This window comes from Pedobacter sp. 01N310 (assembly GCF_056399805.1).
The window spans coordinates 71,028-93,767 of record NZ_JBFTSB010000011.1; the positions used below are offsets into that span (position 1 = coordinate 71,028).

The 22,740-nt window shown below is 37.9% G+C and carries 22 protein-coding genes; 17 read left to right on the forward strand and 5 right to left on the reverse strand.

Annotated elements, in window-relative coordinates; all coding sequences use genetic code 11:
* The first annotated feature begins 25 nt into the window (after positions 1–25).
* Together ispG and AC1DNH_RS19430 are read left to right on the forward strand one after the other, a co-directional pair.
* A complete protein-coding gene (gene ispG, locus AC1DNH_RS19425; protein ID WP_477625588.1) occupies positions 26–2,005 on the forward strand; it encodes a (E)-4-hydroxy-3-methylbut-2-enyl-diphosphate synthase in 1,980 nt (659 codons plus the stop codon).
* 231 nt (positions 2,006–2,236) lie between these two features.
* Positions 2,237–3,511: a mechanosensitive ion channel family protein gene (locus AC1DNH_RS19430; protein WP_477608234.1), complete on the forward strand. Its 1,275-nt coding sequence runs from the start codon at positions 2,237–2,239 to the stop codon at positions 3,509–3,511.
* A gap of 10 nt (positions 3,512–3,521) precedes the next feature.
* Here the strand turns inward: AC1DNH_RS19430 and AC1DNH_RS19435 are convergent, their stop codons facing one another.
* Positions 3,522–4,055 carry a hypothetical protein gene (locus AC1DNH_RS19435; RefSeq protein WP_477584367.1) on the reverse strand — a complete coding sequence of 178 codons (534 nt, stop codon included), beginning with the start codon at positions 4,053–4,055 and terminating at the stop codon, positions 3,522–3,524.
* Positions 4,056–4,082: 27 nt separating this feature from the next.
* Positions 4,083–4,910, reverse strand: a complete 828-nt coding sequence (locus AC1DNH_RS19440) for an alpha/beta hydrolase family protein (protein ID WP_477584369.1) — start codon at positions 4,908–4,910, stop codon at positions 4,083–4,085.
* A gap of 794 nt (positions 4,911–5,704) precedes the next feature.
* On the opposite strand from AC1DNH_RS19440, the gene hemA reads away from it, so the two are divergent.
* From hemA to AC1DNH_RS19505, 13 genes are all read left to right on the forward strand, one after another.
* Positions 5,705–6,931 carry a glutamyl-tRNA reductase gene (gene hemA / locus AC1DNH_RS19445; RefSeq protein WP_477584371.1) on the forward strand — a complete coding sequence of 409 codons (1,227 nt, stop codon included), beginning with the start codon at positions 5,705–5,707 and terminating at the stop codon, positions 6,929–6,931.
* A 435-nt stretch (positions 6,932–7,366) separates the two neighbouring features.
* Positions 7,367–8,947, forward strand: a complete 1,581-nt coding sequence (hemC, locus tag AC1DNH_RS19450; protein WP_477608232.1) for a hydroxymethylbilane synthase — start codon at positions 7,367–7,369, stop codon at positions 8,945–8,947.
* A gap of 182 nt (positions 8,948–9,129) precedes the next feature.
* Entirely contained in the window at positions 9,130–10,098 is a 969-nt protein-coding gene (gene hemB, locus AC1DNH_RS19455; protein ID WP_477608230.1) for a porphobilinogen synthase, read from the forward strand.
* Positions 10,099–10,194: 96 nt separating this feature from the next.
* Entirely contained in the window at positions 10,195–11,565 is a 1,371-nt protein-coding gene (gene hemL / locus AC1DNH_RS19460) for a glutamate-1-semialdehyde 2,1-aminomutase (RefSeq protein ID WP_477584780.1), read from the forward strand.
* 252 nt (positions 11,566–11,817) lie between these two features.
* The gene (locus AC1DNH_RS19465; protein WP_029275766.1) at positions 11,818–12,684 is read left to right on the forward strand and encodes a sensor histidine kinase; all 867 of its coding nucleotides are present in this window, start codon (positions 11,818–11,820) and stop codon (positions 12,682–12,684) included.
* A gap of 8 nt (positions 12,685–12,692) precedes the next feature.
* Positions 12,693–13,397 (forward strand): response regulator transcription factor, encoded by a 705-nt coding sequence (locus AC1DNH_RS19470; protein ID WP_025146905.1) that lies wholly within the window; start codon positions 12,693–12,695, stop codon positions 13,395–13,397.
* The gene (locus AC1DNH_RS19475) at positions 13,397–13,912 is read left to right on the forward strand and encodes a hypothetical protein (RefSeq protein ID WP_477608226.1); all 516 of its coding nucleotides are present in this window, start codon (positions 13,397–13,399) and stop codon (positions 13,910–13,912) included. The genes AC1DNH_RS19470 and AC1DNH_RS19475 overlap by 1 nt, the downstream gene beginning before the upstream one ends.
* 192 nt (positions 13,913–14,104) lie before the next feature.
* Positions 14,105–15,130, forward strand: a complete 1,026-nt coding sequence (gene hemE, locus AC1DNH_RS19480) for a uroporphyrinogen decarboxylase (protein ID WP_477584782.1) — start codon at positions 14,105–14,107, stop codon at positions 15,128–15,130.
* Between the two features lie 25 nt (positions 15,131–15,155).
* Complete coding sequence (locus tag AC1DNH_RS19485; protein WP_477584783.1) at positions 15,156–15,716, forward strand: CopD family protein; 561 nt, start codon at positions 15,156–15,158, stop codon at positions 15,714–15,716.
* A gap of 191 nt (positions 15,717–15,907) precedes the next feature.
* Positions 15,908–17,065: a hypothetical protein gene (locus AC1DNH_RS19490; RefSeq protein ID WP_477625589.1), complete on the forward strand. Its 1,158-nt coding sequence runs from the start codon at positions 15,908–15,910 to the stop codon at positions 17,063–17,065.
* Between the two features lie 399 nt (positions 17,066–17,464).
* Entirely contained in the window at positions 17,465–18,034 is a 570-nt protein-coding gene (locus AC1DNH_RS19495) for an RNA polymerase sigma factor (RefSeq protein WP_477584973.1), read from the forward strand.
* Complete coding sequence (locus AC1DNH_RS19500) at positions 18,015–18,767, forward strand: hypothetical protein (RefSeq protein WP_477584974.1); 753 nt, start codon at positions 18,015–18,017, stop codon at positions 18,765–18,767. The genes AC1DNH_RS19495 and AC1DNH_RS19500 overlap by 20 nt, the downstream gene beginning before the upstream one ends.
* Before the next feature lie 115 nt (positions 18,768–18,882).
* Positions 18,883–19,668: an outer membrane beta-barrel protein gene (locus AC1DNH_RS19505; protein WP_477610588.1), complete on the forward strand. Its 786-nt coding sequence runs from the start codon at positions 18,883–18,885 to the stop codon at positions 19,666–19,668.
* Between the two features lie 60 nt (positions 19,669–19,728).
* Here AC1DNH_RS19505 and AC1DNH_RS19510 read toward each other — a convergent pair whose 3' ends face one another.
* Positions 19,729–20,145, reverse strand: a complete 417-nt coding sequence (locus AC1DNH_RS19510; RefSeq protein WP_477610589.1) for a PIN domain-containing protein — start codon at positions 20,143–20,145, stop codon at positions 19,729–19,731.
* The gene (locus AC1DNH_RS19515; RefSeq protein ID WP_477610590.1) at positions 20,135–20,419 is read right to left on the reverse strand and encodes a DUF6364 family protein; all 285 of its coding nucleotides are present in this window, start codon (positions 20,417–20,419) and stop codon (positions 20,135–20,137) included. The genes AC1DNH_RS19510 and AC1DNH_RS19515 overlap by 11 nt, the downstream gene beginning before the upstream one ends.
* 143 nt (positions 20,420–20,562) lie before the next feature.
* On the opposite strand from AC1DNH_RS19515, the gene AC1DNH_RS19520 reads away from it, so the two are divergent.
* Complete coding sequence (locus AC1DNH_RS19520) at positions 20,563–21,555, forward strand: ABC transporter ATP-binding protein (RefSeq protein ID WP_477582601.1); 993 nt, start codon at positions 20,563–20,565, stop codon at positions 21,553–21,555.
* 7 nt (positions 21,556–21,562) lie between these two features.
* On the opposite strand, the gene AC1DNH_RS19525 is transcribed toward AC1DNH_RS19520, so the two are convergent.
* On the reverse strand, positions 21,563–21,973 hold the full coding sequence (locus AC1DNH_RS19525) for a hypothetical protein (RefSeq protein WP_477582599.1): 411 nt from the start codon (positions 21,971–21,973) through the stop codon (positions 21,563–21,565).
* Between the two features lie 136 nt (positions 21,974–22,109).
* Here AC1DNH_RS19525 and AC1DNH_RS19530 point away from each other — a divergent pair, with 136 nt between their 5' ends.
* A complete protein-coding gene (locus AC1DNH_RS19530) occupies positions 22,110–22,670 on the forward strand; it encodes a DUF4230 domain-containing protein (RefSeq protein WP_477582597.1) in 561 nt (186 codons plus the stop codon).
* The last annotated feature ends 70 nt before the right edge of the window (positions 22,671–22,740 follow it).

The window sequence follows — 22,740 nt, forward strand, 5'->3', positions numbered from 1 at the left end:
CAACAATCCTTATCTTTGCAAACAGATGGAAAATTTATTGGCAAAACATGATCTGGCAGGCGGATATTGCAACAGTTTAACAACTTATTCGAGGTATTTAACCCGAGAAGTTAACATAGGTGATATTGCTTTAGGCGGGCACAATCCAATCCGGATTCAATCGATGACTACTACCGATACCATGGATACTTTAGGTACTGTAGAACAGACGATCCGCATGGTAGAATCTGGCTGTGAGTATGTTCGTATTACCGCACCGAGCATTAAAGAAGCCGAAAATCTGGCCAATATTAAAAAAGAACTGCGTTTCCGAGGTTATAATGTGCCATTAATTGCTGATATCCATTTTACGCCGAATGCTGCCGAAATGGCTGCGCGCATTGTAGAAAAAGTAAGGGTTAACCCAGGCAATTATGCAGATAAAAAGAAGTTCGAGAATCTAGAATATACACAGGATGCTTACAATGCAGAGTTAAGCCGGATTTACAAAAAATTTATCCCTTTAGTTAAAATCTGTAAAGAGTATGGTACCGCCATGCGCATTGGCACTAATCACGGATCGCTTTCTGACAGGATTATGAGTCATTATGGCGATACCCCTCGTGGAATGGTAGAATCGGCAATGGAGTTTATCCGCATGTGTGAAGACCAGAATTACTATAATCTGGTGATCTCGATGAAAGCCAGTAATACCCAGGTAATGGTTCAGGCTTATCGTTTGTTGGTAGAAACCATGGCTAAAGAAGGGATGAACTATCCTTTGCATTTAGGCGTTACCGAAGCAGGTGATGGAGAAGATGGCCGCATTAAATCAGCCGTTGGCATTGGAACCTTATTAGAAGATGGTTTGGGTGATACCATTCGTGTTTCGTTAACGGAAGACCCTGAATTTGAAGCACCAGTTGCTAAAGCCCTGGCAGACCGTTATGCTTTAAGGAGTCCGAAGTCTGAAGTCGGAAGTCCCGAGTCGACTACACTACGCTCTACGCCCCACGCCCCCCGCCCAACTTATTCCCCTTACGAGTACAATCGCCGTATTACCACTGCTGTACAGCATATTGGTGGGCATCACCATCCGGTAGTGATGATCGATGTTTCGAAGGAAAACTTAAAAGATCCTTACTTTTTAAGTTCAATTGGTTACAATTACAGTGCAGGTTTAGATAAATATAACTTGGCCGATCAGGCTTGCGATTTAGCCTTCTTAGGTGATAATTTGCCATCTTTTTCTTTCCCTGGGAATTTAAAGCAAGTTTATAATTACGAAACCTGGTTAAAACTTAACGATAAAAACAATTGTCATCCTTTATATACGCTTGCCGAATATGGTTCTGCGGATGTTAAAGACGAATTTTTGAATTTCGTACAGATTGATTCAAAACAATTTAGCGATGCAACAATTGCACAATTGGATAACACCGTTGTTTTAATTTTGGAGACTTCTGCAACACATGGGATGGCTGAACAAAGGGCCTTTTTTGTTGCTTTGCAGGAGAAAAATATTCAGATCCCGGTAATCATTAAGAGATCTTACCAAGATGCAGATGCCGATCATTTAATGCTTTATGCTGCAACCGATATTGGCGCTTTATTTACCGATGGCTTTGGAGATGGGGTATGGATTGATGCAGAAGGTCAAAACCTTTCGTTGATTAATTCTACCAGTTTTGGGATTTTACAGGCTACACGTACACGCATCAGTAAAACAGAATATATTTCTTGCCCAAGCTGCGGAAGAACACTTTTCGATTTACAAGAAACCACTCAGCTGATCCGGTCACGTACCGATCATTTAAAAGGAATAAAAATCGGTATCATGGGCTGTATTGTTAATGGGCCAGGTGAAATGGCCGATGCCGATTACGGTTATGTGGGCACCGGCCCAGATAAAATTACCTTATACCGTGGTAAAGAAGTAGTAAAGAAAAATGTAACTACCGCCTATGCGCTTGATGAACTGATCGACATCATTAAAGATGATGGCAACTGGGTAGAGAAGGTTTAATAATTAATACTACGCTGTAGTTTGTATACTCACAAACCACTATGCTGTCATTCTGAGCGCAGCGAAGAATCTATATCCTGGGTAGCACCGGATTACAAACTACTGCGCCATTATCAATACTAGCATAGTTTTAACAGCACCAATATTCTTAGCAGATTCTTCATTGCATTCAGAATGACAAAGACTAGAGCACCATTTAAATTTGTAATCAATAAATCCTAAATTGCCTTAATGAATATCCCGGAGTTTCAATCCCTGTTTAACGAACTTAGAAATTGGCTTGCTGGCAAAGGCCTTGCTGATGGCGAACTCGTTTATTCTTACTTTTTTATCGGGTTGCTTGGCGTTATTCTATTTTTGTTCATCACCATATTTTTAACCCGACAGCTTTTTATCGGTGTGGTAAAAAGTGCAAAAACAAAGTCAGACTGGCAAAAAGCTTTATTCGAATTTAGGGTTTTCAGGGCTTTTGCTTTAATATTTGGGGCCTATATCATCTATAATGTTGTTCCTTATCTTTTTATCGATTTTACAAAAGGGTTGTTTTATGCTTTAATATTTGCTAAAATCTACATGGTTTTAGCCGTAATGTTTGCTGTAAATGCATTTCTGAATGCTTTGGTATCCATCATGGAATCATCAAAGAAATACGCCGATAAACCCATTAGAAGTTACAAACAGGTAGCCAAAATTGTATTTTATATTGTTGGTTTTGTGCTCATCCTGTCCATTATTCTTGGCGAATCACCGCTTTATGTTTTCGGTGGTTTTGGCGCAGTTACCGCTGTTTTCATTTTGGTTTTCAGAGATCCGATTTTAGGTTTTGTAGCTTCTGTACAAATGAGTGCCATTGATCTGGTTAGGGTAGGCGATTGGATTACAGTAGAAAAATATGGGGCAGATGGTGAAGTAACCGAAATTAATTTAACCACCATTAAAGTGCGTAATTGGGATAAAACGGTAACCATTGTGCCGAGTTACGCTATTGTGAGCGAGTCGTTTAAAAACTGGCGAGCAATGGAAGAAAGTGAGGGCAGGAGGATTAAACGCCACATTAATATTAAAATTTCGAGTATTAAATTCTGCGATGAAGAGCTGATTGGAAGGTTGCAGAGTATCGATTTTTTGAAAGATTACCTTAAAGAAACGCAGGCTTTTATAGAACGGTATAATGCCGAAAATACCGTGAATCCCAATAATCTGGTTAATGGCCGTCACATGACCAATATTGGTACTTTTAGGGTTTATGCAGAAAAATATCTGGAGAGCAATCCGCATATCAATACCGATTTAACCTTCATGGTGCGCCAGTTACAGGCCACAGAAAACGGATTGCCGATTGAAATTTATGTTTTCTCGAAAGAAAAAGGATTAAGGAAATTTGAAGAGGTTGCCGCCGATATTTTCGATCATTTATTAGCTGCGGTACCTTATTTTGATCTGGAAATTTTCCAAAGCCCAAGTGGCAGCGATATGCGAAATTTTGTAAGGAGAGGGGATGATTAGTATTGAAAAATTAGAACTCCCATAAATAATTTCCACCAAAGTAGTTTCTTAGGAAAACCAAAGAAATGATAATCAAAAAGACTAAAATTCCTTGAAGGGTAACGTTTTGTGCTAGTTTACTGTTAAAATAGAGAATTATCGCTAGCAAAACACCTAAAGTACTGGTAACTAATCCAAAAAAATCATCCTTAAAAAACCGGGTTTTACAAACAATAATTACATCAGATTTCCTTAAACCATAATAAAGGATAATGCCGGTTACTTTTGATCTATAGATTAGCAGGGAATCTTTCTCGTTTATTTCATTGAAAAGTTTAGGTGGGATCCTATATTTTTCATGAAAGGTTTGAGCACTAAAAATGCGTTCCTTTCCGTTTTTGGAGCGATAGCCCTCAAAATCAACAATAAATTCAGTATTTGATTTTACGGGCGAGAAATTACTGTCAAGAAAAATGATAAAACAGAAAAATAATGTTAATCCAATTAAGATCTTCTTAAATAGAGCTTGATTGAAGCCTGAGAAGTTGATTCTATCTTGAGCCATAATTTATGATGGCCCAAGATAATTAATTTATACTTCACTTATAAAAGTGATTACCTTTTCGCAAACCTTAAACAACAGCGGTGGCAAAGTTTCATTGGTATAAGGTTGCGTAGCGCCGTAAACATGGTTAGCGCCTTCAATTTTAACTAATCTGCTATTCGGATTGGCTTCTGCCAAAGTTTGTGCGGTTTCAAAAGGAACATTTACATCATCATCACCATGGATAATCAACCACGGGATGTTTACCCGTTTTGCAGCATCTAAAATATTCAATGCTGCTGCATTCTCTTCAAAATCTTCCAATAAACCAATATTTAATGGCATTTGCTCTTTGGTACGGGCATTGGTAACGAATATTTTGCCGGTTTTTTTCCATTCAGCTTCCTGTTCTTTTTTCCACAGGCTGGCAAAATCACCAATGGCACTCCAGGTAATCAGTTTGTTGATCCTTAAGTCATTCGCAGCCTCAATAATCGATAATCCACCACCGCGGCTATGGCCTATCAGGTTTACCTTTGTGTCTTTACCGTATGCTTTTTCGATAAAATCGAGTACCGCATTTAAATCAAAAAGTTCTTTTGATACGGTATTATTGGCAAAGGCATCCATATCGGTTACATCTTTCGGGTCATTAACTGGCACACCGCTATGCGATAAATTGAACTTAATGTAACGGTAGCCATTGCTGGCAAAATGCCTGGCCACTAAATTGTGCGCCCCCCAATCTTTAAAACCTTTAAAGCCATGAACAAAAAGTACAATGGGCGTATTAGGGTTTTTTTCATCAAAAGTGATATCACCAATAATTAATTTTCCGTCAGAACCGCTAAGGCTAAAATTGCTTTGTGTAATCATAATTTAAGGAATTGATACAAATTATAAACCTACGAAATCTAATTTTGTTGTGTGTTTTTTGCATTAACCTGATGGATGTATTTGTTATGGAAGCGCCAAGAAAACCATTAATAGTTGCAGAGGCCTATATTATCTAAACCCGATAACAGTGGAAATATTTTTTATTGCAGGTTTTCGGCAAACCCAGACTAACGTTCCCAAAAAGATTGTAACGAATAGCGGGGCTAACACTAAAATGAAATACAGCTCCTGCTTTTCAAAAAATAAAAATTACCCATTACGATTTTTATAATAATACCATACCAAACAGATAAACAATAACTGCAAAGGCAACCTTGCCCAGGCTATAAATGGTGTGGCCGATATTTTGCCAAATATGAACAGCATCTTCTGGATCATGCAGATGTGCGTAGGCATAAATGCGATCAACATTAGGATAATCAGCACAGCTGCAAGCTTTTTCGTCTTCTTAATCAACAATAAAACCCCAAAAACAATTTTTAATATTCCGGAAAAATAAATTAAAAGCCAGGTGAAGGCAACCATTTTGGCATAATCACGTAATATACTGCAATGGATAAAAAGTGGTTACATTCAGTCAGGACGTAGAAGAGGGCGTAAATTCGGAGAAAAATTTTACGATTGGTTTGTTCATATAAATCAATATGGTTTGATTAATCTTTAAGCTCTTTATTTAAAACCGTTCTAAATTGATGTAAATTACAGGTTAATGACAGTCACATGCGTTCACCCTGTTACTTTTGTATCCCGATAATAGTTAATAACGGAAGCACTTGGAATATTTAAAAGTAATAGCTTTTACGCATCACCACATCGACCTGAAATCTTTAGGGAAATTGGTTATTTGTGATCAGAGTTTAGATAGCAGGTTGAAGAATGTTCAAACAGAACTTCCCGTTAGTGAAATCTTCTACATCGGAACCTGTAACCGTGTGGAGTTTGTTTTCCTTACCAAAGAGAAAACCGACAAAGAATTTGTAACCAGATTCCTTACTGTTTTAGACATGGGACTGCCTCCTGAATTTATGGAGCGTTTTCTTGATAATGTTACGGTATACGAAAACGAAGAAGCTTTTAACCATTTGCTCAGAACATCGTGCTCTTTAGAGAGTTTGGTGGTTGGTGAAAAGGAAATTCTTGCCCAGATCCGTAAAGCTTATGAAAACTGCCGCGATGCAGGTTTTACTGGCGATTACATGCGTATGATTATGGATCGTGTGGTTAAAACCGCAAAAGAAGTTTATACGCACACCAATATTTCAAAAAACCCCGTTTCTGTTGTTTCATTGGCCTACCGGAAGCTAAAAGAGTTAAATATGTGTGGCAACTCACGTATCTTGATTATTGGCGCCGGCGAAACCAATCAGAACATTGCAAAATACCTCAACAAACATAAATACTCGAATTTCTCGATTTTCAACCGTACGTTTTCTAAGGCCGAATCTTTGGCAGAAGAACTAGGTGGTAAGGCTTATCCTTTAGCAGCGCTTGAAGATTTTAATGAAGGATTTGATGTGATCATTACCTGTACCGGCTCAACTGAGGCAATTATTAACGAAGCCTTATACGCTAAATTGTTAAACGGCGATCAAGGCAAAAAGGTAATTGTAGATTTGGCCATCCCGAATGATGTTACCCCGGCAGTAATTCATAACAACCCTGTACATTATATCGAAGTAGAATCGCTAAAAGAGGTAGCACGCAAAAATATCCAGGAACGTTATAACGAACTGGTACATGCCGAAGAAATTATCAGCCATAACATTACCGAATTTTTCTCTGTTTTAAAACAACGCCGTATCGAACTGGCGATGCAGGAAGTACCAAGAAAGATTAAAGAGATCAAAAATACAGCCATAAATGGTGTATTTGCCGATGAAATTAGTCAGATGGATGAGGCTTCACGCGAAGTTTTAGAACGTGTAATGAACTACATGGAGAAAAAATACATCAGCGTTCCGATGGTAATGGCCAAAGAAATTTTGGTTAATCAATCTTAATTTTACCGCAAAGATCGCTAAGGGCTGGCGCTAAAAACGCCAAATCTCGTTTCTATCATTTTTTTTTCTGTCATTCTGAACGCAGTGAAGAATCTTTTATCTTTAGATAAATCCGGAAACCAATTCCCTCGTCGTCATGCTGAACTTGTTTCAGCATCTTTCATGCAATCAACTTAAATGGACTTACATTCCTTATATGGTTCAAACGCCATCTAACATATCATAGTGAAGTCAGGTATTATCATCTGACTTATAGTATATCTAAAAGGATCATGTGTAAGATGGTAACATCTTACACCACGTTATACTTTCATGTCGTAAATGTCACAGAAATCCTTTAAATCACTCATTCTGTAACCTCACTGTCTCATTTTTAAACAATTCATGGTATAAACCACTAATTAAATTAAATTTGCAACTCATTTAACCTTTATAGTGAAGAAATTAACCATTGGAACACGCGGTAGCGACCTGGCTTTATGGCAAGCAAATCATATAAAAGATGAATTGGCTGCGATTGGAATAGAAGCAGAAATAAAAATCATTAAAACGCAGGGAGATAAAATCCTGAATTTAAGATTGGATAAACTGGAAGGCAAAGGCTTCTTTACCAAAGAATTGGAAGAAGAGCTTTTAGGTGGAACGATTGATCTGGCTGTACATTGCCTTAAAGATTTACCTACTACACACCCTGAAGGATTGATCATCGCCGCTTTACCACCACGTGAAGAAGCAAGCGAATACCTATTGATTTTAAAAGATTGTGTAGATGTTTCGCAAAAGCTTTCGTTAAAAAAAGGCGCAATGGTTGGCACTTCATCTAATCGCCGCAAAGCCCAGCTATTGGGTTTACGTCCCGATTTGGAGGTTGAAGATTTACGCGGAAATGTACCCACCCGTATCCAAAAACTTCGTGATGAAGATTACGATGCCATTCTGATTGCAAAAGCTGGTGTTAAACGCTTAAATCTTGATGTAAGCGATTTACATGTGGAAGAATTAGAAACTACTGAGTTTATTCCGGCACCCGCCCAGGGGGCTTTGGCTATTCAGATCAGGGAAAATGATACCGAGCTTTTTGGTGCATTGCAAAAATTGCACGACCCGGAAACTGCAGAGACTGTAACTGTAGAACGTAAGGTTTTAAATCTTTTCGAAGGCGGTTGCCATATGCCTTTGGGCTGCTATTGCAAAAAAGAAAATGGAAAATTCGAAATATGGACTTCAAAAGCCGAAACGGCTGACCATTTTCCTGAGCGTTTGTTTTTACGCGCAGAAAGTACCGAAGGTTTGGCAGAAAAAATTGTGGCCAAGTTTAATGTAGAAAGAAAGAAACCGGCAAAGGTTTTCATCTCGCGCGAAATTGGTGAGCACAGTTATTTCCGTAGGGCATTAGAAAATAATAATATTGAAATAGAAGGACGTTCATTAATCCGTACATTCCCGATAGTAACGGTTTTAGATCAGTTTATCTTAAGACACGTAGATTGGGTTTTCTTCAGCAGCCGCAACAGCGTAGAATATTTTTTCAACCTAAAACCGGTAATGCCAAAGAAAACAAGGTTTGGTGTGGTAGGAAGGGGATCTGAAGATGCATTGCGTAAATTTGGCCATATTGCCGATTTTGTTGGCGAAAGTGGCGATATTACCGAAGTTGCAGAAGATTTTGCGCAATTGGTTGGCGGTCAGCAGATACTGTTTCCAAGAGCGCAGGATTCTTTACAATCGATTCAAAAATCATTACCAGCTGATGCTAAAATAATCGATCTGCCGATTTACGAAACAGTAATCGAAGATGATATTGACCAAAGTTATGCTGATGTGCTGATTTTTACCAGTCCATCAAATGTTGATGCCTATTTCGCTGATAATTTATTGGAGCCTGGCCAACAGGTAATTGCTATTGGAAACTCTACCGGTAAGAAATTTGATGAAATGGGTGTAAAATATGCTTTGCCTTATTCGCCTGATGAAATTGGACTAGCTGAGGCAGTGTTTGGGATTGAGATTAAGTAAGGTTTAGGGTGTAAGGTAAAAGGCATAAGGTTTAGGGCGTAAGGTAAAGGGCAGAAAGCGTAAGGCCATCTATGAAATCCAAAAATCTGTGTAATCATTCAATCTGTGCAATCACCCCGAAGGAAAAAATAAAAAGATATTCAGGTCTCGATACTTGATACTAAATACTTGATATAAATAAAATGTTAAATCGTCCGCGTAGATTAAGGAAAAACCCATTGGTGAGAGAGATGGTAGCCGAAACCCGGTTATCGAAAGATATGTTTGTGTACCCTTATTTTATAGTGCCAGGCAGCAATGTTACCCACGCCATTGATGCCATGCCAGGGGTAAACCATTATTCGGTTGATACCCTGGTTAAAGATGTAGCGGCCGGAATGAAAAAAGGACTCAACAAAATTATGCTTTTCGGTGTGGGCGATGAAAAATCTGAAGACGCGAAATCTGCTTATCATGATCATTCCTTGGTTCCAACGGCTGTTCGTGAATTAAAAAAACAGTTCGGTGATGATTTATATGTAATTACCGATGTTTGCGTTTGTTCTTATACCACCCATGGCCATTGCGGTATTTTAGAGAACGATTATGTTCAAAACGATAAAACAGTAGAGGTAATCGCTAAAATGGCTTTAACACATGCCGAAGCTGGTGCCGATATGTTTGCCCCGTCTGACATGATGGATGGACGGATTGAAGCCATACGTAATCTTTTAGATGAAAACGGTTTTGTAAACGCAGCCATTATGAGCCATGCCACAAAGTTTGCTTCAGCCTATTATGGCCCGTTCAGAGAGGCTGCAGACTGTGCACCAAGCAAAGGCGATAGGAAGGCTTATCAGATGGATTTTAGAAACCCATTAGAGGCTTTGCGCGAAGCCGCTTTAGATGAACAGGAAGGCGCTGATGTTTTAATGGTGAAACCAGGTTTAGCTTATCTGGATATTATCCAACGGTTAAAACAGGATACCAATTTGCCAATTGCTGTTTATAATGTGTCAGGCGAATACTCGATGGTAAAAGCAGCTGCCGAACGCGGTTGGATAGACGAGCAAAAAGTTGTAATGGAAACGATGCATGCCTTCGCCCGTGCAGGCGCAAGTATTATTACCACTTACCATATTAAAGATATTTTAAATAACAACTGGATTTAGATAAGCTGAAAGCTTAAAGCAAAAAGACCAAAGCCATTGTATAGCGCTTTACTTTTCGCTTTAAGCTTTAGTCTTTCAGCTTTAAGCTTAATAAAAATGTTAGATTCATTAAAGAAAATGTTTTCAGGCAACGAAGCCGATATTCCGGTAAATACAGGTAGTAAACCTGATATTTCGAGAGTAAAATCTGCCGAATTGTACGAGAAATCAAAAACGTATTTCCCTGGTGGGGTAAACTCACCTGTTAGGGCTTTTAAATCTGTTTATGGTACGCCACTTTTTATCGAAAAAGGTGATGGCTGTTATATTTGGGATGCCGATGGTAATCAGTTTATCGATTTCTGTGGTAGCTGGGGACCATTAATTTTAGGGCATAACAATCCTAAAATCCGCGAAAAAGTTACCGAGGTAATGCAGAACGGAATGAGCTTTGGTGCGCCAACAGCTTTAGAAAATGAATTGGCTGAGCTGATTATCAAAAACAACCGTTTTGTTGAGAAAATCCGTTTTACCAGTTCTGGTACCGAAGCGGTAATGTCTGCCATACGTTTGGCAAGAGGTTTTACCGGTCGCGATAAAATTTTAAAGTTCGAAGGCTGTTACCACGGTCATAGCGATTCGCTTTTGGTTAAAGCCGGTTCTGGTTTGGTTACTTTTGGTGAAACCTCTTCTGCGGGTGTGCCAAAATCTTTTGCTGAAGAAACCATCGTTGTACCCCTAAATGATAAAACAGCTATTGAACAAGCTTTTGCTCAGTTCAAAGATCAGATTGCAGCAGTAATTATTGAGGGTATCCCTGCAAATAATGGTTTGATTATTCAAGATGAAGAATATATTCATTTCTTGCGTAAAATCTGTACGGATAACGGTTCCCTTCTGATTTTCGATGAAGTTATTACCGGTTTCAGGGTAGGCTTTGAAGGAGCTGCGGCGCATTATGGCGTTACACCTGATATTGTTACTTATGGCAAAATCATTGGTGGTGGCTTACCTGTTGGGATGTATGGTGCACGTGCTGAAATTATGGCACATATCTCTCCTGATGGCGGTGTGTATCAGGCAGGAACCTTGTCTGGAAATCCGGTGGCTATGGCAGCAGGCATTGCAACATTAACAGAACTGAACAAATCAAGCTTTTACAAAGATTTGAATACCAAAGCGCAAGAATTTGTAGCCAGTATTCAGCGTTTTGCAACCGCACGTAACTATAAATTTAAGGTATTTACCATTGGTTCTATCTTCTGGTTTGCTTTTACCGATAAAGATAAAATCCAGTCGGCTGATGATATTGATGCCAGCAGCATGGAGAAATTCAAAATTATGCACCGCGAGTTATTGAATAGAGGAATTTATTTAGGCCCATCGGGATATGAAGTTGGTTTCGTATCTTCAGCACATACTAAGATCGAATTGGAAAAAGCGAAACGTGCTATTTTTGAAGCATTAGATTTAGTATTTAAGAAGTAAGACTTTTTTGTTTAACCACAGAGGACGCTAAGTTTTCACAGAGAGCAAGAGGTTTGTTCGGAAAATCGTCATTGCGAGGAGGAACGGCGTAGTAATCTTAGTCAATTGGTTTTAAAATACCGGTAGTAGTAAGATTGCTGTGTGCTTCGCAATAGCGGACAGAGTAGAATAAATCGGTGAAATCACATTATCTGTGTAATCAACCCGAAGGAAAAGATATTTAAAATTAAAAGCCCCTTTAGGGGTTGGGGTATGAAGAAATCTATAATTATATTTTACGCATTATTGCTTTACGCACTGATTCAACTCATTTCGTGGGGAACATTGGTGGTGCGTTTGCAGCCAAGCCGCATGACCATGATTATGGGCGAAGGTTCAGTGTTTTTGTTTTTGCTCTGTATCGGCGGTTATTTCCTTCATCAATCGTTAAAACGTGAAGATAAATTAAGGGAACAGCAGCAGAACTTTCTGATGTCAATTACACATGAGCTGAAATCGCCTTTGGCAGCGATAAAACTTTCTATCCAAACCATTGTTAAACGTGATTTGGATAAGGCACGCCAAACTTCATTGCTTAACAATTCGCTAAAAGATATCGAGCGTTTGGATGATCTGGTTGAAAATATGTTGTTGGCCACCAAGATCGAAAACCGTTCCTATACTTTTCCGAAGGAAGAATTTAACTTCTCGGAGCTGGTATATAAAATCACGGATAGGCTACAGGTTCACTCTTGCGGATGCGAGCAGATTATAAATGCTAAAATTCAGCCAAATTTGCAGGTGGTGGGTGACAAATTTGCCTTATCGTCAGTAGTAACCAATTTAATTGAGAATGCGGTGAAGTATTCGAACCCGTGTGATGAGATAAATGTGCATTTAAACAAAGTTGATGGGCATATTCAATTAAGTGTGGTAGATCAGGGGCCGGGTATTTCAGATGCCGAAAAAATGTTGATATTTGATAAGTTTTACCGCGTTGGTAACGAGAATGTCAGAAAAGCGAAAGGAACAGGTTTAGGCTTGTTTATTGTGAAAGAGGTTTTACAATACCATGATGCAGATATTACAGTAAAAGACAATTTGCCTCAAGGAAGTATTTTTGAAGTAACATTTAGTTAATCTCAATTATGTCACAAAAATTAAGAATTCTATTGGTAGAAGACGAGGATCACTTGTTAGATGCTATCAAATTAAACCTGGAACTTGAGGGTTATAAAGTTCACGCCGTTAAAGATGGCAAAACCGCTCTTAAAATTTTTAAAGAAGAACGCTTTAATCTAATTATTTTAGATGTAATGTTGCCTGAAATGGATGGTTTCCAGGTTTGCGAAACAATCCGTTTAGAGAATGCAGAAGTTCCGATTATGTTTTTAACAGCTAAAAACACTTCAGAAGACCGTGTTTTAGGTTTGAAAAAGGGAGCTGATGATTATTTGGTTAAACCTTTCAACTTAGAAGAATTAATTCTTCGTGTTGGTATTTTGGTTAAACGCAGTTTAAAATCTGATGATTTAAAAGAATTGAATTCTTACAAAATCGGTGATAAAACAATTTATTTTAACTCTTTCGAATTAAAACACGATGATGGCACCATCACACCGTTAACCAAAAAGGAAACGATGTTGTTGAAACTGTTGATCGAACGTAAAAACGATGCGGTTTCAAGAGAGCAGATTTTAGAAACCGTTTGGAATTATGATGTTTATCCTTCAACAAGAACAATCGATAACTTCATTTTAACTTTCCGTAAGTATTTCGAACCAGATCAAAAAAATCCAGTTTATTTCCACTCGATCCGCGGTGTAGGCTATAAATTTACTGATAGTCATTAATGTACAATAATAAGGGCAGATATGCTTTAATGGCTGTTTTTGCGCTTGCTGCATTGGTTTGTGTATTTTACAATCAATATCAGCTGGCCGCTGTTTCAGGACTGTTGTTTGCCTTTGTTGTTTGGAGCCATTTTAAGCATAGTTCGGTTTTGATGGCATCAAAACATTTCAAGAATAACGAATTCGGTAAAACCAAAGCCTTATTGGCTGAGGTGGTTAAGCCAGAGCGCTTGGCTAAAAGCCGAAGGGGTTATTACGAATTTATGCAAGGCAATATGGCTTTGAAGGAAGAAGACTATGATAAAGCCGAGTATCACTTTCAGTTGGCAAGCCGCTTTCCGGTAGGAGGTAAAAATGAGAAATCGTATGTACTGATCCATTTGGCTAATCTCGCTTTGCGGAAGAAAGATAGAGAAAGGGCAGAAGCTTATACGAAATTGGCCAAAGAGCTTGCCGAAACGCAACGCTCGAAAGACATTCTCGTTAAAATTGAAAAAGAAATAAGCAAGTTATAATATTAATATTGTCATTTTGAATAACGAAGCACCAGTTTAGGGATAAAAAGGTACTTCGTTTTTTTTTTATTTATACCTTTGCAAAATTAAAATTTTAGGCAGTCCGTCATCCTGAACTCAGTTCTGGATCTAACTAAAGAAAGATGCTGAAATAAATTCAGCATGACGTGTAGTGCGACACCAGATACAATCATGAAGAATAACCTATTTTTAGACGCAGCATTTTCAAAACAAACCGAACGCCCACCAGTATGGATGATGCGTCAGGCAGGTCGTTTTATGCCACAATATTGGGAAATTAAAAACAAATACTCTTTTTTAGAGATGTGTAAAAATCCAGAAATTGCTGCAGATGTGACCATGTTGCCTGTTGATTTGTTGGATATTGACGCCGCGATTTTATTCTGTGATATTTTGGTAACCGGAGAGGCTATGGGTGGTGATTTGAGTTTTACTCAAGGCGTTGGACCTAAATTTGCAAATCCGGTACGTACCGCTAAAGACATCGAAAACTTAAATGTTGATTGTCTGGACGAATTGCAATATGTTGCTGATGCGATTAAAGTGATTCAACAACGATTGGATAACAGAATTCCATTGATCGGTTTTGCAGGTGCACCATTTACCGTAATGAGTTATTTAATTGAAGGAGGTTCATCTAAAGATTTTAAATTAACCAAGCTCTTTATACACAATCAGCCAGAGCTGGCGCACAAACTTTTGGCTAAAATTGCTAAAGTAACGGCAGATTACCTGAATCTTCAGATTACTGCTGGCGTTAATGCTGTTCAGATTTTTGATAGTTGGGCACTTGCTTTATCATGGAATGATTATCAGGAGTTTTCTCACCATTATATTCAGGAAATCATTGCTAACTTAAACAGAAAAGATATTCCGGTTATTTCTTTTTGTAAAGGGAGCTCAGTTTTTGCTCCGATTATGGCAGAAGCTAAACCAGATGTAATTTCAGTTGACTGGAATGCTGATTTATTGAACATTAAAAATGCTTTGCCAAAAGGTATTGCCGTACAGGGAAATTTAGATCCACATATTTTATATGCAGATAAAGCAGTAATTAAAGCACAGATCCATAAATTGTTTGAACGCATGCGTGGTACCGAAGGTTTTATCTTCAATTTGGGCCATGGTATAATGCCAGATATTCCCTTCGATAACGTTAAATACGCAATTGAAGTGGTTAAAGAGTTTAGGTATTAAATTCTCGTCAACCCATAATAGATAAATGATAGAAACGCTATTGCCATATTATCGATATTTCATAGCAGTACATGTTGTATTTGTAATCAGCTGGATGGCAGGACTGTTTTATATCCTGAGTCTTTTTATTTACCATACCGAGGCAAACGATAAACCTGAACCCGAAAAAAGTATCCTCCAAAAACAGTTTGTTAAAATGGAGGCTACTTTGTGGAAAATTATCGCCACCCCAGCCATGATCATTTCTGTTTTGGCAGGTGTATCTATGCTGACTTTAAACCAAGGCTTGCTTCAAGCCGATTGGATGTGGGTTAAGCTAGGTTTTGTTGTTGGCTTACTCATTTATCATTTTATCTGTCAGAACATCGTTAAACAGCTTAAAAACAACCAGTATAGGTTAAACAGCTTTCAATTGAGGTTGTGGCGCGAATTGGCAACGATTTTTATGATTGCCATTGTATTCGTGGTAATCCTGAAAAACGCCATTAACTGGATTTACGGTTTAATAGGGATAATGGGCATAGCAATGGCCATTATGATTGCGGTTAAACTGTACAAGAACTATCGTAAAAAACGTGGCGAATAATCTGTATACCACAATTCACTAGGGCACTGAGAATATTGTTTGTAATTAGCGGTGTTAATAAAAGCTTTGTGTCCTTTGTAACCTTGGTGGTCGACTCGTAAATCACTTTGTTTCCTTTGCGTAAACTTCGCGTGCCTCGCGGTTAAATAAACCAAAAACTATTCTAAATTTGGGCGATAAAATTCAAGCGCATGTTTACAACTACAGGTCTGAAAAAGGCCTTACTGCTAATACCATTTCTTTTTAGTGCTTATTTCGCTTCGGCACAGTTTGATCAATCGGCTTTCGAAAACCGGATACGTCCCGATAGCAGCTTAACCAACGAGGTTCACTTCAACTTTTATAATTTAAACTATGTTCGTAATTACGAGTATACCAACGATTTTCATGATGGTTATACTTTGTACGGAACACAGTTACAGCCTCAAATTGTTTACTACGCGCATCCTAATCTGGCGATTACCGCTGGTGCTTTTATCAGAAAGGATTTTGGTAGAAACGGGATTTCCGATGCGAAACCTTTATTCAGCGTAAAATACCACAAAAGAAATCTTACTTTAATTTTTGGAAGTTTAGAAGGTAACATTCAGCATAAGTATATCGAACCTTTATACGATTTCGAAAGAACCTTAACTACGCCAATTGAATACGGAACACAGTTATTGGTTGAGCGCAAGAAGTTTACTTTAGATGCCTGGATTGCCTGGCAGAAAATGATTTATAAGGGTGATCCTGCTAAAGAGGAAATTATTGGCGGTTTATCTACCGAAAGTACCATTGCAGAAGGTAATGGCTGGAAATTTAGTTTGCCTGCCCAATTTTTGGCCTTTCATCAAGGTGGACAAATTGATGTACTTAAAGAAATTCCGATTACGACTATGTTTAACGGTGCAACTGGTTTAAAACTGCACAAAGCAATTAATACCAACATTAAACAGGTATATACCGACAACTATATTGCGGTGTATAAAGATTTTTCACCTGATAAAAGAAGAGCTTACCAAGGTGGCTTTGGTCTATGGTTAAATGCGGGTGTAGAAAGTAAATGGGGCAGTTTGGTGGCTTCTTACTGGAAAGGCAACAACTTTATTTCGATTAAAGGTATGCCACTTTATGAATCGGTTTCAGATAACCTGTACAGTCCGGGCTTAAAGCAAAGTGCTAGAAACATTGTTTCGTTGCGTTATGCTTACCAAAAAGAGTTAATCCCACATTTATACCTTGATGTTCGTTTCGAGCCGCATATTGATCTTGATCATACCGATAAACAACTTCAGTTTAACCATTCATTCTTTTTGACCTACAAACAGGATTTTAAATTGTTTAAGGTGAAGAAAGGTGAGAGGTAAAAGGTGTAGGGTTTAGGGTGATTAAACTCATACCGATTCAAACTCCGCAGGTTTCTAAAACCTGCGGAGTTTTATGCTTATACAGCCATCCGGAGGTCCCCTTTGTGTTCCTACTCCTTTGAAACTTCGGAAGTCCCTGCCAATTAAACCCGATAGCAGCGAAAAACACGAAGGTGAGGAACGAACCAAGGCTTTGAAGCGAATAGCGGGATTAACACCTCAAAAATGCTCCTGCCTTTGCTTTCCAAATAAAAAACAATATCTTTCTTGAAAAAATATTTCAACTATATCTTGCTGATAATCAACTGTTGTTTGGTTATTTTTAACTTTATTTAACTTTTTTTCTCACCTCATGCAACCATTGTTTGTAATCTGCCATCTTCTATTTACAAACACACAATGAAATTGACGCGAAGCTATACGATAAACGATTTGATGGAAGGCTGCAAAGCTGGCGACCGGAAAATGCAGGAGCTGCTTTACAAGCAAACTGCATCGAAAATGTTGGCCGTTTGTATGCGCTACGCCAAAGATAGAATGGAGGCAGAAGATGTGCTGCAGATGGGATATATTAAAATTTTCCAGAAAATAAAAGAGTATAGAGGCGATGGTTCTTTTGAAGGCTGGATTAGAAGGGTTATGGTGAACACCGCGATTGAAAGTTACCGTAAAAATTTACGCAGCTTAAATGTGGTTGAAATAGATGAAGCTTACGAGCAACCATCAACCGGATTTGATTTTGGCACTTTAGGGATGCAGGATTTAATGAATGTGATACAAAAATTGGCAGATGGTTACCGCATGGTATTTAACATGTACGTAATTGAAGGCTATTCGCACAAAGAAATTGGAGAAACACTTGGAATCTCAGAAGGTGCGAGCAAATCGCAACTGTCGAGAGCAAGAGCGATATTAAAAGAAGAAATTATAAAAATGGAGGGATTTGGTTATGCAACCTATACGGGATAAGGATTTTGATCAGTTATTTAAGGATGCTTTTGCTGATGCGGAAGTAACGCCTTCGAGGGATTTATGGAGCAATATTGAAAGTGAAATAGCACCTAAGAAAAAAAGAATCATACCGATTTATTGGTTGTCTGCGGCCGCTGTATTATTGATCGCTACGATTGGGATTTTGGTTTATCAACAGCAAAATACCAGCAGTAGAGGTAAACAATTGGCCAGTAACACGATTGAAAAAGCGAAACCAGTGGTACAAGAGCCAGTTGTTAAAGATTCTTTGGCTACAATTGTTGCTCCAGTTGAAAATATAACACCAGTTTTGCCAGTTCGAGCTAAGGCAGTAAGTGCTATTGCCAAAATAAAGGTGAAAAAAGACGTTAAACCTGCTGTGGAACAACCGCGGATAGTTACGGCTCCTGAAATGCAAAAGACAATTATAGCTAAAGTTGAAGAACCTAAAAAAGATATCAACACAAAAATCGAAGAGGCGATTTTACAGCCAAAAGAAGAGATTTTAACTGCTGTTGTTGCAACGCCAGTTAAAACGGACGATCCTGTTAACGAAAACGAACAGAGCAATAAAGGCATCCGTAATGTTGGGGATGTGGTAAACCTCATTGTTAATAAAATGGACAAAAGAAAAGATAAGCTGATACAGTTCCGCACCGATGATGATGATTCTTCTTTGGCATCGATCAATATCGGCCCATTTAAAATAGGTAAACGAAATAAGAAGTAAACAGTTTTCATTATCAGTTCACAGTTGCTAGTATCTGAACCTTAAATATTACATATTCAACTTTATAACATTCAATAATTCACTCATTCAATAACTCAACAACACACACACATATATGAAACGTCTAATTTATACAACACTTTTGGTAAGCGGACTTGCCGGTGTTATGGCTCAAGGTGCTTTTGCACAACAAGATAGTACTAAAAAGAAAATGGATTATAGTGAAGGACATGGTATCATCATTAAAACCAAATCTACAGATTCAGTTAAAAAAGGCCGTTTCGTGGGCGGAATTACTTTTACCAGAGTTGATTTAGGTTTCTCCAGGTTAATCGATAATGGCAGTTTCAACTTATCGCCAAACAACGATTTTTTGGATTATAAAGGTGGCAAAACCAGTACTTTCTCTTTCGATGTTTTGCAATTGGGCTACCGTTTCAACTCTAACTTTAAGGTTTATGTAGCCGGTGGGTTCGACTGGACATTGATCCGTTTAAGAAAAGACATTACTATTGCTAAAAACGCTAACGAATTTGTATATACCGATCAGGCACCTGTACATTTTTCAAAAAACCGATTCTCGAGCAGTTATGTACACATTCCCTTAAACTTCGAATTCCGTACCAGCGAAAACAAAAACAGCAAAAGATTTTACCTGGTTTTAGGTCCGGAGGTTAGCTTTTTGCTAAACGGAAAAATTAAACAGATAAGCGAAGAACGTGGTAAAGAAAAACAATACGATAGCTACCATTTTCAATCGGTTCGTTATGGAGGCACAGTTAGATTTGGCTATGGTGGTATAGGATTATTTACCAAATATTACTTTAACGATATGTTTACTACCACTCAACAAGCTGGCTTAAAAAATATGAGTTTCGGGGTTACCTTCGGCTTAAATTAAAACAGCAACACACAAATAAAACAGATCCTGTTTCGGTTAGGCGAGACAGGATTTTTTATTTTATAATGTTTTTAGAAACATTGTAGGTGTTAATACACTTAGCTTACTCTTTTTATAATCTTTAATATTTCGCGTAATTATAGCATTAATTGATCCATGGTTTTCAGCCGAAAAATTTTGGAGTGCATCTTCAAAATCTATGAATTCAGAATCGATTGAAGTCAAAATAACGTTTTTGTCAATTATTAAAATATCTAAAAAAGTAAATAATATCTTAAAGTCGGCCAAAATGTCTTTATGATTAAAGTGTTTTCTCAACAAATAATACGTGTTGGCTATTATTAAACCCGAAACAAAACCATTGATTTTTTGGTTGACACATAAATTCAGAATTTTTGATGAATCAATAAAAAATGGTTCTCGTTTCAGAAAAAAATCAAGTAAAACATCAGAATCAATGAGAATATTATCTTTCATTATTATTTAAATATTTTTGATATTTCTCATCCCTGACTTTCTCCAGCTCTTTTTTATAATCATAATCATCAGGTAATTCTACTTTCGGGCGGAGCATCAAAGATTTTATGATTGGAGAAAGTTCATCATCTTCTCTTACAATCTCTTCTTTTTTGATAACAGCTTTTAAATAATTCTCTACTACTGCAGAAAGACTTCTGCCTTGTTGTTCTGCATAAGCTTTTGCCTGTTTAATAACAGACTTATCTATGGTTAAGGTTAGTTTAGTGTTCATGGCCTTATAATTGCTGATGTCAAGATGTAAAGATACATAGTTGCCTGGATACGTGCAAAAATAAAATATAATGCACGTGTAATTTTGTTTGCACCTTAAACCTTCCACCTTAAAACCCTCTACCTTTTTCTTATCTTTACCACGTGAGCAATACCATAATCAACGTTAAAAATTTAACCAAGCAATATCAGGCAGAACAGGCCGGAGGTATTAAAAATGTAAGTTTCGAAATCAAAAGAGGCGATATAGTGGCCATAATCGGAGAAAGTGGCAGTGGAAAATCGACCTTACTGAAATCCATTTACGGATTGCTGAAAACCGATGAGGGTGAAATCTTTTTCGAAGATCAAAGGGTTAAAGGTCCTGATGAACAACTCATTCCAGGCCACAAACAGATGAAAATGGTTACGCAGGATTTTTCGTTAAATATTTATGCGAAGGTTTACGATAATATTGCCTCACAACTCTCAAATACCGACCTTAAAACCAAAGCCGAAAAAACGCTTCAGATTATGGAGCACCTTCGGATTTCGCCACTCCAGAACAAAAAAATCATCGAACTGAGCGGGGGAGAGCAGCAGCGTGTAGCCATAGCAAAAGCAATGGTTGCCGATACACAGGTTTTACTTTTAGACGAACCTTTTAGTCAGGTTGATGCGCTACTTAAGAATCAACTGCGTGCCGATATTAAACGAGTAGCCTCCGAAACTGGTGTTACCGTAATTTTGGTTTCTCACGATCCGGCTGATGGTTTGTTTTTGGCCGATCAGTTACTGATTCTAAAAAAYGGCGAATTGCTACAAACCGGAAAACCAGCTGACATTTACCAGCACCCAAAACACATTTACACCGCTCAGATTTTAGGCAATGCTGTGGTTTTATCAAAAGCCGATGCCGAAAAAATTGGTTTAAAAACGGAAAAAGAATTCGTTGTGTTTTATCCCGAATGGGCTGAAATAAGCAATAGTTGGAGCAGCAGGCGCTATGAGGTAAAGGATGTGTACTACAAAGGTTTTTATGATGAACTGCTTTTGGAAAGAAATGGTGTTAACATCCGTGTCTTACAGCTAAACAGGGGAGAGCATAAAAAAAACGACCACGTTCAATTGAACATCAGTCGTTTTTTGGAGTTTTAAATACTAGTTATAAATCGTTTCCAACAAGAACTATTTTTACCCTTACTGTTGATGTAGGTTTTATTGGAGTTGTTGCCTGGTAATCTGAACTTTGTACATCGATAGATACACCGCCTTTGTATACTTCAAAACTATAGGCATCAACATTATAAACAAAAGGTAGCGCTATATAACTGGCTCCACTGTTATAAGAAATGTAAACCAAAGTTCCTTCATTGTCGACATGATACTGGTCGATTTCAGGAACAGAAATATCTGCAGTAAATGTTTTTTGGTCATTACTTAATACCCATGCATTGGGAGATATATCTTTAACGACAGTTAAAATGGCATTGCCTGGTTGAACAATCGTGTCTTTTTTGCAAGAAGCCAGACCTAGTGTGGCAATGCAAAGCATTAAGATGGTAAATTTTTTCATGTTGATTAGTGTTTATTTGTGTGTGTGATATCGGTATTACAAATCTGTTGCCAAAAAAATATAATTGTGGATTAATGGATTAATTATTGTGCAACAGATTAAATACATAAATGTTGGCACCTTATTTTTTTAAAACATGAAGCTCTTTTTTCGCCTCTTACCCTGGTTAATTTTAATCGTTGCGGGGTATTTATTTATCTCCAAAAAGTTCAGCATCAATACCTCTGTAGAGAGCAAACATCAGCTTCTGGTAGAGAAAATTGAGGCCATTGGTAAATTGGAGCTGGTAAGGTACCAGATTAGCGATGTTTTAGAACATAAAAATAAAACAGACTTTTTACCCGAAGCAAGTGTTTTATTGATTGTTAAAGCCGAAGCAGTAGGTTGTATCGACTTAACAAAAATTACCCGTGAAGATATTGATATTGATGCGGACACCGCTGTAGTAAATTTGCCACAGCCTGAAATATGTTATGTAAAAATCGACCATAAAAATTCGCGTGTTTACGATACGAAAATGGCTTTCTTCCGCGAAGCCGGTTTGGTAGATGAAGCGTATAAAGCAGCCGAAAGACAAGTAACTGCTGAGGTTAAAAAATCGAGTATTTTAACACAAACAAAAACCAATGCTACAACGGTACTTAAACCGATTATAGAAGGTTTGGGCTATAAGAATGTGAGGTTTACTTTTGAGTAGGGCTTAGAAGGTTTAAGGTTAAGCGATCGTCACCCTGAATTTATTTCAGGGTCTTTTTGGAAAGAGTAGA

Coding starts and splice junctions, on each gene's coding strand:
- AC1DNH_RS19470 (WP_025146905.1), top strand. CDS start 12,693: ATGTCACAAAAATTAAGAATTCTATTGGTAGAAGACGAGGATCACTTG.
- AC1DNH_RS19465 (WP_029275766.1), top strand. CDS start 11,818: ATGAAGAAATCTATAATTATATTTTACGCATTATTGCTTTACGCACTG.
- hemB (WP_477608230.1), top strand. CDS start 9,130: ATGTTAAATCGTCCGCGTAGATTAAGGAAAAACCCATTGGTGAGAGAG.
- AC1DNH_RS19440 (WP_477584369.1), bottom strand. CDS start 4,910: ATGATTACACAAAGCAATTTTAGCCTTAGCGGTTCTGACGGAAAATTA.
- AC1DNH_RS19490 (WP_477625589.1), top strand. CDS start 15,908: ATGTTTACAACTACAGGTCTGAAAAAGGCCTTACTGCTAATACCATTT.
- AC1DNH_RS19530 (WP_477582597.1), top strand. CDS start 22,110: ATGAAGCTCTTTTTTCGCCTCTTACCCTGGTTAATTTTAATCGTTGCG.
- hemL (WP_477584780.1), top strand. CDS start 10,195: ATGTTAGATTCATTAAAGAAAATGTTTTCAGGCAACGAAGCCGATATT.
- AC1DNH_RS19495 (WP_477584973.1), top strand. CDS start 17,465: ATGAAATTGACGCGAAGCTATACGATAAACGATTTGATGGAAGGCTGC.
- hemE (WP_477584782.1), top strand. CDS start 14,105: ATGAAGAATAACCTATTTTTAGACGCAGCATTTTCAAAACAAACCGAA.
- ispG (WP_477625588.1), top strand. CDS start 26: ATGGAAAATTTATTGGCAAAACATGATCTGGCAGGCGGATATTGCAAC.
- AC1DNH_RS19500 (WP_477584974.1), top strand. CDS start 18,015: ATGCAACCTATACGGGATAAGGATTTTGATCAGTTATTTAAGGATGCT.
- AC1DNH_RS19510 (WP_477610589.1), bottom strand. CDS start 20,145: ATGAAAGATAATATTCTCATTGATTCTGATGTTTTACTTGATTTTTTT.
- AC1DNH_RS19430 (WP_477608234.1), top strand. CDS start 2,237: ATGAATATCCCGGAGTTTCAATCCCTGTTTAACGAACTTAGAAATTGG.
- AC1DNH_RS19525 (WP_477582599.1), bottom strand. CDS start 21,973: ATGAAAAAATTTACCATCTTAATGCTTTGCATTGCCACACTAGGTCTG.
- AC1DNH_RS19505 (WP_477610588.1), top strand. CDS start 18,883: ATGAAACGTCTAATTTATACAACACTTTTGGTAAGCGGACTTGCCGGT.
- AC1DNH_RS19475 (WP_477608226.1), top strand. CDS start 13,397: ATGTACAATAATAAGGGCAGATATGCTTTAATGGCTGTTTTTGCGCTT.
- AC1DNH_RS19515 (WP_477610590.1), bottom strand. CDS start 20,419: ATGAACACTAAACTAACCTTAACCATAGATAAGTCTGTTATTAAACAG.
- AC1DNH_RS19435 (WP_477584367.1), bottom strand. CDS start 4,055: ATGGCTCAAGATAGAATCAACTTCTCAGGCTTCAATCAAGCTCTATTT.
- AC1DNH_RS19485 (WP_477584783.1), top strand. CDS start 15,156: ATGATAGAAACGCTATTGCCATATTATCGATATTTCATAGCAGTACAT.